The organism is Tropicimonas sp. IMCC6043, assembly GCF_004146235.1.
Taxonomy (GTDB): Bacteria; Pseudomonadota; Alphaproteobacteria; order Rhodobacterales; family Rhodobacteraceae; genus Tropicimonas.
Genome location: NZ_SELO01000001.1, coordinates 89,535 through 102,058, shown reverse-complemented (window position 1 = coordinate 102,058; position 12,524 = coordinate 89,535). Strand labels below are relative to the sequence as shown.

Below are 12,524 nucleotides of genomic sequence, written 5' to 3'. Positions count from 1 at the left end.
CACCCGCCGGAACAGGAAAGCCCATGGCCAGCGATCTCGATCTCGTCAAGCTCTATTCGGGCAACATCCTCGCGCTCGCCGCCGACATCCCCCATCTCGGCCGCCTTGACCCGCCCTGCGTCTCTGTGCGCCGGCGCGCGCCGCTCTGTGGCTCGACGGTGACCGTCGACCTGCGCAGCGAAGGCGGACGCATCGTCGATTTCGCACAGGACGTGAAGGCCTGCGCGCTCGGCCAGGCCGCCGCCTCGGTGCTCGGCGCCCATGTGATCGGACGCAGCCGCGAGGAGATCCGTATCGCCCGGGATCAGCTCGCGGCGATGCTGCGCGAGAGCGGCCCGGTGCCGGAGGCGCCCTTCGACGGGCTGGAAGTCCTTCTTCCGGCACGGGAATTCACCAATCGCCACGCCTCGATCCTGCTCGCCTTCGACGCCACGCTCGAGGCGATGACACAGGCCGAAGCGGCCGCCTGACCCCCATTTCGCAGATCAAACTGACGCGGGAGCCATGCGCTTGCGGTCTTTCGGCCGTGCGCGGCGGGCTGTCCCGTTGTCCCGGCCCGGCGACGCGCGTAGAGCGGTGTCGGTCGGGTCCCACGTAGGGGGCTCCGGCGTGCCGAGTGTCAACGGAACTGGACTGCGAAAAGGGGTATCTGTCACACATGATGAACATTCTGCCCGAACCGCTCGCCCGTCACCTGCCGTCCCTGTCGGAGGCACCGGTCCCACTCCTGCCGCTGCAGCCGCTGCTCTACCGCATCGTCCGCCGCGTGGCCCGCGAGCATCCCGAACTCTTCGAGCGCCTCGGCAAGCACCAGCGCACCGATTTCGTCATCGACCTGACCGACATGCCCTTTGCGCTGCACCTGCGCCCCTATCCGCCGTCGCTGATCCTGCGCGCGGTCCGGCGCGACCGGCTGCCACGGCACAAGGCCAGCATCGCCGGCGATTTTGCCACCTTGCTCGGCCTGCTCGACGCCGAAGTCGACGGAGATGCGATCTTCTTCTCGCGCGACCTTGTGATCGGCGGCGACACCGAGGCGGTGGTCACGCTGCGCAACGCGCTCGACGATGTCGAGGGCTCGATTGCCGATACGGTGGCAAGCATGTTCGGTCCTGCCGGCCGGCTCGCGCTCAACAAGCTCGCGGCCCGGTCCCGGACCTCCCCGACAGAGGACGCATTCGAATGACAACAGGTGAACTGGTCTGCCCTGCCGGCACTCCCGCCGCTCTCCGCACCGCGGTCGATGCCGGAGCGGATTCGATCTATTGCGGTTTCCAGAATGCCACCAACGCGCGCAACTTTCCGGGACTGAACTTCACCCCGAAGGAGCTTGGCGAAGCGGTGCAATATGCCCATGCGCGCAGCGCGAAGGTGCTGCTCGCGCTCAACTCCTACCCGCCCGCCGGCAAGGTCGCGCTCTGGCGCGAGGCGGCCGATCTTGGCGCCGCGCTCGATGTCGACGCCTATATCGTCGCCGACATGGGGGTTGCGCGTTACATCGCCGAGACCCAGCCCGACCGCCGGTTGCATCTCTCGGTGCAGGCCGCCGCCGCGAGCCCGGACGCGATCTGCTACTATGTCCGCGAATTCGGCGTGAAGCGGGTGGTCCTGCCGCGTATCCTGACCATTCCGGAAATCCGAGAGATCAAGGCGGAGATCCCCTGCGAGATAGAGACCTTCATCTTCGGCAATCACGGGCTGATGGTGGAGGGCCGCTGCTCGCTCACCAACTACGCCACCGGGCTTTCGACCAACATGGACGGCGTCTGCTCGCCGGCGCACCTTGTCGAGTACGCCAAGGATGACGCGGGCAACCTCTCGACCCGGCTCGGCCCCTTCACCATCGACCGTTTCGGCCCGCAGGAAAGCGCGGGCTACCCAACGATCTGCAAGGGCCGCTACTGTAACGCGGCGCAGCCCAAGGGCTATTACGCGTTCGAGGAGCCGATCTCCCTCAACCTCTCCAAGCTCCTGCCGGACCTCATGGACGCGGGCGTTACGGCCTTCAAGATCGAGGGCCGCCAGCGCAGCCGTGCCTATGTCAAGAAGGTGGTGGCCGCCTTTCGCGAGGCGGTCGACGACATCCGCGCCGGCCGCGCGCCCAAGCTCGCGGATCTCGCTGCCCTGACCGAGGGGCAGAAGCAGACCGAAGGCGCCTTCAAGACCAAGAAATGGCGGTGACAGATATGCAACCCAGACTGACACTCGGCCCGATCCAGTATTTCTGGAACGCCGACGCCAAGCAGGATTTCTATGCCCGCATCGCCGACGAGGCACCGGTCGACACCGTCTATCTCGGCGAGGTGATCTGCTCCAAGCGTCAGCCCTTCTTCGACGACCGGATCGCCGAGATGGCCGAGCGGCTCACCCGTGCTGGCAAGCGCGTCGTCCATTCCGGCCTTGCCGAGGTGATGCTCAAACGCGAGCGCAAGGCCAGCCGCGACATGGCGATGCAGGACGAACTCGAATTCGAGGTGAACAACGCCGCCGGCCTGTTCCACCTCGCCGAGGGCCAGCCGCACCGCGTCGGGCCCTACATGAACGTCTACAACGAAGAAACGCTAGCCTGGATGGTCACGAAGGGCGCGACCCATGTGACCGTGCCGCCGGAGCTTCCGGGGTCTTCGGTCGCGGTAATGGCGGAGGCCGCCACCCGGCTCGGCGTCGGGCTCGAGGTGCAGGTCTTCGGACGGGCCTGCCTTGCCACCTCGGCCCGTTGCTACCACGCCCGTGCCTACGGGCGGACCAAGGACAATTGCCAGTTCGTCTGCGAGGAGCATCCCGACGGGATGGAGCTCAACACGCGACAGGGGGAGGCGTTCCTGAGGGTGAACGGCATCCAGACGCTGTCGCATTCCTACGTCAACCTCGTCGCCGAGATCCCGGCGATGGCGGCGATGGGCGTGACCGACCTGCGCCTGATGCCGCAATCGGTCGACATGGTCGCGGTGGCGCGGATCTTCGACGACCTCCGCGCCGGGCGGGTCGGTGCAGAGGAGGCGAGCGCGGCGCTTGACGCGATGGATCTGGCCGCGCCCTTCTCGAACGGCTTCTGGCATGGCGAGGCCGGGCACCGCCGCATCGCCGTAAAGGCGGCGGCGTTGGTCTGAACCGGGGAGTCGCCTCCCGGCCGGGTCGGTCTCATTCTGCGTGAGAGCTTCGGCAGCGTCCGCGATAGCCGCTCTTCCGGTGCTCGGAAGCGGCGCCGAAGGGCTGGCCCTGCCACCGCAATCGTGCCAAGTCTCGGAGGATTGCCGCCGAAGGATTTCCCATGCGCGCCGCCTGCCTGTCCCTGCCGCTCCTCCCCGCCCTCCTGTTCCTTGCCACGGCCACGACCGCCCCGGCGCAGGACAATGCCTGGACGCCGCCGGACTATGTCGGCACCGAGGCCTGTATCGCCTGCCACGAGGGCGAATGGGAGGACTGGACAGGCTCGCATCACGACCTCGCCTGGACGCCGCCCGGCGAGATCACGCTTGGCGATTTCGACGACGTGACCTTTGAGCATCGTGGCGTCACCACGCGGTTCACGACGGAAGACGGCCAGCCCTTCATCGAGAGCGACGGGCCCGATGGCGCGATCACGCGTTGGCCGGTCGCCGGCGTGATCGGCATCACGCCGCTCCAGCAGTATTTCGTCGAGACCGAACCGGGCCGCTTCCAGAGTTTCGATATTCCCTGGGACACCGAGCGCGACGAGTGGTTCCACATGTATCCCGATCAGGACCTTCCGGCCTCGGACGCCTTCCACTGGACTGGCCCCTACAAGACCTGGAACGCGCGTTGCGCGGAGTGCCATTCGACCGACTACCGCCGGAACTACGACCCCATCACGCGGCGCTACAGTTCCACCTATTCCGAGATCGGCGTCGGCTGCGAGGCCTGCCACGGTCCGGGCTCGGCGCATCTGGACTGGGCCGGCTGGGACAGCCCGCCCGCGGACTGGCCGCCCGCCGGCCTCGACGCCTTTGGCCTGACCATCAGCTTCGCCGAGGGCGATACCGAGACCGAGATCCAGCAATGCGCCTCCTGCCATGCAAGGCGCGGCATCATGCTCGAGGGCTCGCCGTTGCCCGGCACGCCGTTTCACGACGCCTACCGCCTCTCGACCCTGCGCGCGCCACTCTACGAGGCCGACGGGCAGATCCTCGACGAGGTCTATGTCTACGGATCCTTCCTGCAATCGAAGATGTACGAAAAAGCCGTGACCTGTTCGGATTGCCACGATGTCCACAGCGCCAAACACATGAATGACGGCAACGACATCTGCACGACCTGCCACTCGCTCGCCGGCAACCCGGATTTCCCGACGCTTCGCCTGGCTGATTATGACAGCCAGGACCACCATTTCCATGAGCCGGACACAGAAGGCGCGCAATGTGTGTCCTGCCACATGATCGAGCGGGTCTATATGGGCGTCGACGGCCGGCGCGACCACTCCTTCCGCATTCCGCGGCCGGACCTGACGGTGGCAACCGGCGCGCCGAACGCCTGCACCGACTGCCATGCCGAGGAGGGCGCCGCCTGGGCGGCGGCCGAGGTCGAGGCGCGCTTCCCCGAGTCCCCGCATCGCGGCCCGCATTTCGCCACCACTTTCGCCGCCTTCCGCAACGGCGACCTCTCCGAGCAGGACAACCTCGTCGAGATCGCGCTCTCGGGGCTGCCCGGCATCGTCCGCGCCACGGCGCTGGAAATGATCGCCCCCGTGGCCCGGCCGGAAGATGCCGAGCGCCTCGCGCCGCTGCTCGAAGACCCCGACCCGATGGTGCGGTCCAACGCGCCGGCCGTCCAGCGCGCAGCGCCACCCACCGAAGGCATCCCGCGCCTGCTGCCGCTGCTCTCCGATCCCGTCCGCGCGGTGCGCATTGCCGCCGCCCGCGAGATGCTCGGCGCCCCGATCGCCCGCCTCCCGGACCGCTACGCCGCCCCACTCGACGGCGCAATGCGCGAATGGCAGGCCAGCCTCGCCGCCAGCAGCGATTTCCCCGAGACCCAGCTCGTGCTTGGCGGCATCGGGCTGACCACGCGCAACCTGGAAGGCGCCCTCGCAGCATTCCGCGAGGCGGTGTCGCTCGATCCGCAACTGGTCTCGGCGTGGTCCCTGATCGTCCGGCTCGAAGCCGCGGCCGGGCGTGTCGCGGAAGCGCGCGCGGCGCTCGACGAGGCGCTCTCGCAAAACCCCGGCGCTCCGGAGATCGAAGCGCTGCGGCGCAGCCTTCCATAGGGCCCCTCTCCCGAAAACTCGCCGCATGCAGGAAGCGCCGTTCAGCGCTCCGATTCGCCAAGCCGCGTCGCAGAATGACAAAAACGGCGGGCGTTCCCCGGAAAACCGCTAAACCGCGGCCATAAAATCCCGTTTTCGGGGCAATGCGCGGCGACTTGAACTCTACGCGGCTTGCAAGACACCGCGAAAGCCCGGATTGCAGCCAGTGCAACTCTGTTATTTTATATATATTTCAATACGATAAATGACTTGTTGCGGCGCAGCGAACACACAATGGGATCACGCTGACTGGTCGCATTGATCGCGCTTCGGATTTGCGCCTATTTCACTGCCATACCGCCCGCATTTGGCCCACTCGCGGCGAAGCGGGAAGCGGTGGTTTTGCGGTGTCGCCGGGAGCACCTTGTGCTCAAGCGATCCGACAGACGCCGGAACCGCCGCAGGGCGGGCGAAAAACAAGGAGAGACAAGTCGTGGCCACGCACGATCGTATCAAAAACGCGCAACTCCGTTCGAAAATCATGACCGCCGAAGACGCCGCCGGCCTGATCAAATCGGGTGACACCGTCGGCATGAGCGGTTTCACCGGTTCGGGTTATCCGAACGCCCTGCCCCCGGCGCTGGCTGACCGGATCGAGGCCGTCCATGCCGCCGGCGACGAGTTCAAGATCAACCTCTGGACGGGCGCCTCCACCGGGCCGGATCTCGACGGCGCGCTGGCCAAGGCCGACGCGATCAAATACCGGCTTCCTTACAACTCCGACCCGATCGAGCGCGAACGGATCAACCGCGCCGAGATGGACTATTTCGACCTTCACCTCTCGCATGTCGCGCCGATGGTGTGGGAGGGGTTCTTCGGCAATCTCGACGTGGCCGTGATCGAGGTCACCGCGGTGAACGAGGACGGCTCGCTCGTCCCGGCAACATCGGTCGGGAACAACAAGACCTGGATCGACATGGCCGACAAGGTCATCCTCGAGGTCAACAGCTGGCATGACGAACGGATGTTCGGAATGCACGACATCTATTACGGCACTGCGCTCCCACCCAACCGCGTGCCGATCCCGATGATCCATGCCAATGACCGGATCGGCCAGTGCTGCTTCCGCTGCGATCCGCACAAGGTCGTCGGCATCATCGAGACCAACCAGCCGGACAAGAACGCCCCCTTCCCGCCGCTCGACGACGTCTCCCTCACCATCGCCGGCCACCTGATGGAGTTCCTCAAGCACGAGGTGGCGAAGGGCCGGCTCACCAACAAGCTGTTGCCGCTACAGTCGGGCGTGGGCAATGTCGCCAACGCGGTGCTGGCCGGGCTGCGCGACACGCCGTTCCACGATCTGATGGCCTATACCGAGGTCATCCAGGACGGCATGATGGACCTGATCGACGACGGGAAGATGATCTGTGCCTCGTCGACCGCCTTCGGCCTCTCCGACACGGCGTCCAAGCGCTTCCGCGAGAATCTCGACTTCTACCACGACAAGATCATCCTGCGCCCGCAGGAGATCTCGAACCACCCGGAGGTCATCCGCCGCCTTGGCACGATCTCGATGAACGGAATGATCGAGGCCGACATCTACGGCAACATCAATTCGACCCATGTCATGGGCAGCCGGATCATGAACGGCATCGGCGGCTCGGGCGATTTCACCCGCAATGCCTATCTCTCCTGCTTCGTCTCTCCGTCGGTCGCAAAGGGAGGCGACATCTCGACGATCGTTCCGATGGTAAGCCATACCGACCACATCACGCAGGACGTGCAGGTCATCGTCACCGAACAGGGGCTTGCGGACCTGCGTGGCCTGCCACCGAAGCAGCGCGCCCAGCTGATCATGAAGAACTGCGCCCACCCGGACTACCGGCCGATGCTCGAGGACTACTACGCCCGTTCGCTGAAGAACGCGCTTGGGCTGCACACGCCCTCGATGCCCGGCGAGGCGCTCTCCTGGCACCAGCGGTTCCTTGAGACAAAGACCATGCGCGTCTGACGCCCGCATGGTTGCAGCCGCGCCGGATCAGCCGGTCCGGTGCGCCCGGTGGCGGTTGCACGCGGTCGGTCTAACGTCCCGGTGAGGTGCCGCAACATATTCAGAAACCGTTTTGCCTCGGCGACGGTCTGCGCTAAATTTGCAAGACAATGCGCAACACATCGATGAAAGGCCCGGCAATGCCGAAACTCGTCCGCCTCTATATCCGTCAGGTCGCGATCGGATATCTCCTGTCGGCCGTCTTCGTCGCGCTTCTGCTGTCGCTGAACGTCGTCAACCTCTGGCATCTCGTCACGCATACGAGCGGTGGCTGGATCGCCGTCCTGATGCTCTTCATTTTCAACGGAATCGTCTTTGCCGGCGTTCAGTTCGGCATTTCGATCATGCGGATGGCGTCGGACGACGAGGACTCCGGCCGCGGCAAACGCATCACCTTCGCCACGCCGAGAGTGCCAAAGGACGGCCGCATCCCGCTTGCGACGTCCGAGGACCACCGCTGAGGCGATCGCCGCGTTGCTCCCCGGCTCCTGTGCCGATCGAGATCACGTGTCCTTGAATCAGAATCGCCCGAGCCTCCATTGGGAGTACAGCGGGCGATGCTATGTGGCGGGGACCGTACGCATCCGTGAGGGCATCTCATTCCCGAGGACCTGTATATACAGGTGGGCGCCAGGTAACCGAACCAGGGTCCGGACAGAGCCAGCTCCCTCGGAATTGCTTAAGGCCACTGGAATTTGGCCCCGGCACGAGAAGGACAGATCCGCCAAGCCCGAGATAGGCCCGCGCCGCGCGCTCCACAAGAGGGATGATGGAAATCTTCGTCACCGCTCCGGGGCGCCCGCTCAGGATTGCCAGATGTTCTCGAAACGTTCACAATGCCACCATGTCCGATACGACCTCTCCGACGCCGGGCGCGCTCATGCCCGGCCAGCTCCTGGCCCGCGGCACCTGCCGCCACCTCGCCAGCCTCGGTTTCGTCGCGGTCGAGGAGCTGGTGCCCTGCCCCGGCCTCCGGGTCGATGTCATGGCACTCGGGCCAAAGGGCGAGATCTGGGTCGTGGAATGCAAGTCGAGCCGCACCGATTTCATCTCCGACCGCAAGTGGCAGGGCTATCTCGACTGGTGCGACCGCTTCTTCTGGGCCGTCGATGGCGATTTCCCCACGGAGTTGCTGCCACCCGAAACGGGCCTCGTCATTGCCGATGCCTATGACGCCGAGATCCTGCGCATGGCACCCGAACACAAGCTCGCCGGCGCCCGCCGCAAGGTCATCACCCAGACCTTCGCCCGCCACGCCGCGCGCCGGCTGCACGCCTTCCGCGACCCCGGCGTGAGCGGCCTGCTCGGAGAGGAGCGCTGAGGCGCCGGCCGTCGCTACCCCTTGCGTCCCTTGCCCGATTTTCGCGCCAGATTCGCCGCCGCGCGCAGTTCCTCGGCAATCTCCTCCGCTTCGTCGGGCTCGAAATCGAGCGGCAGGTCCACGCCTTCCGCCTCGATATAGATGCGCACCATGCCGAGCGTGGTCGGGCCGATCTGCAGATTGGCCGAAATATCGCTTTCCCTGTCGATCCCCATCGGACCCTCCTGTGTCGCGCTCTTCGCTATACCGGGGCGCGGTCCTGGGCAAGGGAGCGGAAGGAAGCGTCCCAAACCGTCCGCTTTGCCCTTGCACACGATCGCGCCTCGGGCTAAATCACCGCCCTGTGCCGCCTTAGCTCAGTTGGTTAGAGCGCTGGATTGTGGATCCAGAGGTCCCCTGTTCAAGCCAGGGAGGCGGTACCATCAGAATCAATGAGATATTCAAGATCGGGTCGTTGGGACCGCTCCCTGTCGGCAAAGCATGTCTGCACGGCACCGGGAAGTGACCCGGACAGTTTCGAGCGCTGTGTCGTTTCAACTTCATTCGCCGTAGCTTGCCTTCATCAACTCCAGCGTTCTCTGGCGGTTCGGCGCGCCGAGGCGGCCGCCGACCACGGTGCATTTCAACGCCGCCGCCGCGCTCGCGAAGCGCAGCGCCGTTTCCGGCGATCGACCCTCGGCGAGCGCCTGGGCAAAGGCACCGTGGAACACGTCGCCTGCCCCGTTGGTGTCCACGACCTCGACGCGCGGAGGAACGACGTGACGGATTTCGCCAGTGTCCGGTCCAGTCCAGAACGCGCCCGCGCCGCCATCGGTGACGCAGGCGAAACAGCCATGGCGCGCGCAGAGCCGCCGTGCGGCGGCGCCGGGCGAAGTTTCGCCCGTCAGGATCTCGGCGGCCGGGGCCGAGGCGACGATGTGCGTTGCGCTTGCAGCAAGCAGGGTCAGCACGTCTTCCGGTGCCACATCCGCGTCAAGGATCGCGGGTCGGCCAACATGTCGCGCGGCCTCGAGCGCCATCTTCGCGGCGCCGGGCCAGCGCACATCTGCCATCACGGCAGCGTAGAAGTGCACCGGAGGCAACTCGTCGGCTGAGGGGACGGCCTGCGTTCGGGGATCGTAATCCACCAGCACCCAGCGTTCCCCCGTCGCATCCACCACGATCGTCGCGGTCGCGCTCCGGCCGCCCGACACACGGCGGACATGGCGGCAATCCACCCCTTCGGCCACGATCTCGCCGATCAGGGCCGGGGCCGCCGCGTCGTCGCCGACGCTGGCCCAAAGGGCCGGGCGTCCGCCGAGCCGGGCCGCCGCCGTCGCCGCGTTCGAGGCCATGCCGGAGGCGGTGTCCAGCTTTTCGCGAGCGATGTATTTGCCCGGCCCGCGTGAGAAGTCATCGACCCGGTAGAGCGAATCGAGAGTCAGCGCTCCGACGAACAGGACATCTTCACAGGACGGGGTCATGGGATCTCAGCCTTCCGTTGTGCATGGTTCAGACCGGGCGGAAAAGCTGTAGTCGGGATTTCCCTTCGGCGTCAAACCATCGGCCATCGGGACCGCTGGCCGGCGGGCATCAGGAACGGACCCGATGCGCCGAAGATTGCGCGATTATTCTCACCGCGCATGAAAAAAGGCCGCTCCGAAAGAGCGGCCTTTTGCATCGGATCAGCGCGGGATCACTCTTCGTCGAGCGCCTCGACTGCGGCCTTCAGCTTGTCCTTGTCGCCCTCGACCTCGGTCACGTCGGCCAGTTCGAAGATGTAGTCGACGACCTTGTCCTCGAAGAGCGGCGCCCGGATCTGCTGCTGAACCTGCTGGTTCTGCTGCACGAATTCGAAGAACTCGCGCTCCTTGCCGGGATATTGCCGGGCCTGGTTCAGAATCGCCTGGGTCATCTCGGCATCCGTGACCTGGATCTCGTTCTTCTGGCCAAGCTCCGCCAGCAGGAGCCCGAGCTTCACGCGGCGTTCGGCCAACCGCCGATGTTCCTCGGTCGGCTCGACCTTCTCATGGTTGTGGTCGTGCACGTCGGGGTTGTCCTCGTGCCAGAGCTGGTGCGCGATCTGGTTGGCCTCGGCATCGACCAGCGTCGGCGGCAGGTCGAAGGACACGGCCGCATCGAGCTTGTCGAGAAGGCTGCGCTTCATCACCGCACGCGCTGCGGAGGCGTATTCGGCCTCCAGCCGCTCGCGGATCTGGCCCTTCAGCCCGTCGAGGCTCTCGGCTCCGAACTGCTTGGCGAGCTCGTCATCGAGCTCTGCCGGTGCCGGCGCCTTGATCTCCTTGATCGTGCAGGTGAACTCGGCTTCCTTGCCGGCCAGGTTCTCGGCCTGGTACTGCTCGGGGAAGGTCACGGTGACAACGGCCTCATCGTCGACCTTCACGCCGACGAGTTGCTCCTCGAAACCGGGGATGAACTGGCCCGAGCCGAGCTCCAGCGGGAAATCCTCCGCCGCCCCGCCTTCGAAGGCCTCGCCGTCGACCCGGCCGACAAAATCGAGAACGACCTGGTCGCCGTCCTTGGCCTTGGATCCCTTGCGGCGCGGCTTGAAGTTCTTTGCCTGCTCGGCGAGCCCGGTCAGCGCCTCGTCCACCGCCGCGTCATCGGCCTTCACGACCATCTTCTCGATGGTGATGTCCTTCAGCTCCGGCTGTTCGATCTCGGGCAGCGTCTCGTAAGACATGGAAACGACGACATCGTCGCCTTCCTTCCAGTTCTCGCCTTCCATCTTGATGTCGGGCTGCAGGGCCGGCCGGTCACCGGTCTCCTCGAGATGGTTCGACATCGCGCCGTCGACGGCTTCCTGCATCGCCTCGCCCAGAAGGCGCGTTCCGAACTGCTTCTTCAGGAGCGCCATCGGCACCTTGCCCTTGCGGAAGCCCTTCATCTCGATCCCGGGCTGCGCCTCGGCCAGTTTCTCGTTCACCTTGGCATCCAGTTCGCCCGCGGTGATCGTGATCTGGTATCCGCGCTTCAAGCCGTCTTTCAGGGTCTCGGTGACCTGCATGGCTGGACTCTTTCCTTCCTCATCGTTCTGTTGACCGCGGCGCAAGTTGCGCAGCCGCGGAAGGCTCCCGGCGTTGCTCCGGAGCGACCGCCGCCGGGCTCTTCGGCCCGGACGCTGCGGACGTCTCCCTCGAAACGTCGTTGGTGCGGATGAAGGGACTCGAACCCCCACGCCTTGCGGCGCCAGAACCTAAATCTGGTGCGTCTACCAGTTCCGCCACATCCGCCTTCAAACTGAAGACGACCGCGGAGCCAGTCCAGCGCCGCAGCCGCCCGATTTCAATTCGCGCCCTTCTAGCAAGCGGGGCCGCCGGATGCGAGAGCAAAAACCACAGATATGCAACGGTTCCGGCTTCTGTGGAAAAACCTGTGGATATCTCTCGGCAGACCGCCGCCGCCGCGCTAATCTGCGGGGAAAGATCAAGAAAAGGCACGAGCAGCCAGATGCACATTCCCTTTGTCGGCACCGCGCTGAGGCGGCGACCGATTCTCGTCGACTCCGCCCCCGACACCGGCCTTGTCGGCACCACCTGTCTTTACACCGAGAACGGCCCGATCCCGGCAATGCTGATTGCCCCGGGCGACCAGGTGATCCGACGCGGGCGCGGGCCGGTTCAGGTCCTCGACGTTCGCTTCGAAAGCTATGCCGAAAGAATGGTCCGGATCGCGCCCGGCACGCTCGGCCGCGCCCGCCCCGAGGACTTCATGCTGCTGCCGCCCGGCCAGCGGATCCACCTGCGTTTCGTCTCCGGGGTCGCCCGGGACGCCGTCTGCGAGGTGCGCGACCTCATCGACAACGATCGGGTGACGTGGCACCTCCCCGAGGCGCCGGTGCAGCTGGTCAAGCTCGGCTTCGGCACGCGCGAGATCATCCATGCCGGCGGGCTCGAACTGGAAATCGGCGGCGCGGCCTGACCGGGCTGCACCCGATTTCGGGGCTCTGC

General features: G+C 65.7%; 12 protein-coding genes and 2 tRNA genes. 10 read left to right on the top strand and 4 right to left on the bottom strand.

Annotated features, from left to right (window positions below; all coding sequences use genetic code 11):
- The first annotated feature begins 23 nt into the window (after nt 1-23).
- From EU800_RS00470 to EU800_RS00435, 8 genes are all read left to right on the top strand, one after another.
- The gene (locus tag EU800_RS00470) at nt 24-470 is read left to right on the top strand and encodes an iron-sulfur cluster assembly scaffold protein (RefSeq protein WP_129627252.1); all 447 of its coding nucleotides are present in this window, start codon (nt 24-26) and stop codon (nt 468-470) included.
- 188 nt (nt 471-658) lie between these two features.
- Nucleotides 659-1,186, top strand: a complete 528-nt coding sequence (locus tag EU800_RS00465) for an SCP2 domain-containing protein (RefSeq protein ID WP_242500336.1) — start codon at nt 659-661, stop codon at nt 1,184-1,186.
- A complete protein-coding gene (locus EU800_RS00460) occupies nt 1,183-2,181 on the top strand; it encodes a peptidase U32 family protein (protein ID WP_129627249.1) in 999 nt (332 codons plus the stop codon). Before EU800_RS00465 ends, EU800_RS00460 begins: the two co-directional genes overlap by 4 nt.
- Nucleotides 2,182-2,186: 5 nt before the next feature.
- A complete protein-coding gene (locus tag EU800_RS00455) occupies nt 2,187-3,110 on the top strand; it encodes a U32 family peptidase (RefSeq protein WP_242500335.1) in 924 nt (307 codons plus the stop codon).
- A gap of 161 nt (nt 3,111-3,271) precedes the next feature.
- Nucleotides 3,272-5,224, top strand: a complete 1,953-nt coding sequence (locus EU800_RS00450; protein ID WP_129627244.1) for a tetratricopeptide repeat protein — start codon at nt 3,272-3,274, stop codon at nt 5,222-5,224.
- Between the two features lie 472 nt (nt 5,225-5,696).
- On the top strand, nt 5,697-7,214 hold the full coding sequence (locus tag EU800_RS00445; protein ID WP_207209819.1) for an acetyl-CoA hydrolase/transferase family protein: 1,518 nt from the start codon (nt 5,697-5,699) through the stop codon (nt 7,212-7,214).
- A gap of 179 nt (nt 7,215-7,393) precedes the next feature.
- Nucleotides 7,394-7,714, top strand: coding sequence for a hypothetical protein (locus tag EU800_RS00440; protein ID WP_129627241.1), 321 nt, complete (start codon nt 7,394-7,396; stop codon nt 7,712-7,714).
- 383 nt (nt 7,715-8,097) lie between these two features.
- Nucleotides 8,098-8,574, top strand: coding sequence for an MmcB family DNA repair protein (locus tag EU800_RS00435; protein WP_129627238.1), 477 nt, complete (start codon nt 8,098-8,100; stop codon nt 8,572-8,574).
- Nucleotides 8,575-8,588: 14 nt separating this feature from the next.
- On the opposite strand, the gene EU800_RS00430 is transcribed toward EU800_RS00435, so the two are convergent.
- Complete coding sequence (locus EU800_RS00430) at nt 8,589-8,789, bottom strand: DUF6324 family protein (RefSeq protein ID WP_129627235.1); 201 nt, start codon at nt 8,787-8,789, stop codon at nt 8,589-8,591.
- Nucleotides 8,790-8,919: 130 nt separating this feature from the next.
- Between EU800_RS00430 and EU800_RS00425 the strand changes: the two genes are divergently transcribed.
- Nucleotides 8,920-8,996 (top strand) — tRNA-His (locus EU800_RS00425).
- 117 nt (nt 8,997-9,113) lie between these two features.
- On the opposite strand, the gene EU800_RS00420 is transcribed toward EU800_RS00425, so the two are convergent.
- From EU800_RS00420 to EU800_RS00410, 3 genes are all read right to left on the bottom strand, one after another.
- Complete coding sequence (locus tag EU800_RS00420) at nt 9,114-10,037, bottom strand: PfkB family carbohydrate kinase (RefSeq protein WP_129627232.1); 924 nt, start codon at nt 10,035-10,037, stop codon at nt 9,114-9,116.
- Nucleotides 10,038-10,249: 212 nt separating this feature from the next.
- Nucleotides 10,250-11,581: a trigger factor gene (gene tig / locus EU800_RS00415; protein ID WP_129627229.1), complete on the bottom strand. Its 1,332-nt coding sequence runs from the start codon at nt 11,579-11,581 to the stop codon at nt 10,250-10,252.
- A 141-nt stretch (nt 11,582-11,722) separates the two neighbouring features.
- Nucleotides 11,723-11,807 (bottom strand) — tRNA-Leu (locus tag EU800_RS00410).
- A gap of 217 nt (nt 11,808-12,024) precedes the next feature.
- On the opposite strand from EU800_RS00410, the gene EU800_RS00405 reads away from it, so the two are divergent.
- Nucleotides 12,025-12,495, top strand: a complete 471-nt coding sequence (locus tag EU800_RS00405) for a Hint domain-containing protein (RefSeq protein WP_129627227.1) — start codon at nt 12,025-12,027, stop codon at nt 12,493-12,495.
- Nucleotides 12,496-12,524 lie beyond the last annotated feature (29 nt).

What these genes read in the sequence shown, in the direction of transcription:
- EU800_RS00470 (WP_129627252.1), top strand. Translation starts at nt 24, where the DNA reads ATGGCCAGCGATCTCGATCTCGTCAAGCTCTATTCGGGCAACATCCTC.
- EU800_RS00465 (WP_242500336.1), top strand. Translation starts at nt 659, where the DNA reads ATGATGAACATTCTGCCCGAACCGCTCGCCCGTCACCTGCCGTCCCTG.
- EU800_RS00460 (WP_129627249.1), top strand. Translation starts at nt 1,183, where the DNA reads ATGACAACAGGTGAACTGGTCTGCCCTGCCGGCACTCCCGCCGCTCTC.
- EU800_RS00455 (WP_242500335.1), top strand. Translation starts at nt 2,187, where the DNA reads ATGCAACCCAGACTGACACTCGGCCCGATCCAGTATTTCTGGAACGCC.
- EU800_RS00450 (WP_129627244.1), top strand. Translation starts at nt 3,272, where the DNA reads ATGCGCGCCGCCTGCCTGTCCCTGCCGCTCCTCCCCGCCCTCCTGTTC.
- EU800_RS00440 (WP_129627241.1), top strand. Translation starts at nt 7,394, where the DNA reads ATGCCGAAACTCGTCCGCCTCTATATCCGTCAGGTCGCGATCGGATAT.
- EU800_RS00435 (WP_129627238.1), top strand. Translation starts at nt 8,098, where the DNA reads ATGTCCGATACGACCTCTCCGACGCCGGGCGCGCTCATGCCCGGCCAG.
- EU800_RS00430 (WP_129627235.1), bottom strand. Translation starts at nt 8,789, where the DNA reads ATGGGGATCGACAGGGAAAGCGATATTTCGGCCAATCTGCAGATCGGC.
- EU800_RS00420 (WP_129627232.1), bottom strand. Translation starts at nt 10,037, where the DNA reads ATGACCCCGTCCTGTGAAGATGTCCTGTTCGTCGGAGCGCTGACTCTC.
- tig (WP_129627229.1), bottom strand. Translation starts at nt 11,581, where the DNA reads ATGCAGGTCACCGAGACCCTGAAAGACGGCTTGAAGCGCGGATACCAG.
- EU800_RS00405 (WP_129627227.1), top strand. Translation starts at nt 12,025, where the DNA reads ATGCACATTCCCTTTGTCGGCACCGCGCTGAGGCGGCGACCGATTCTC.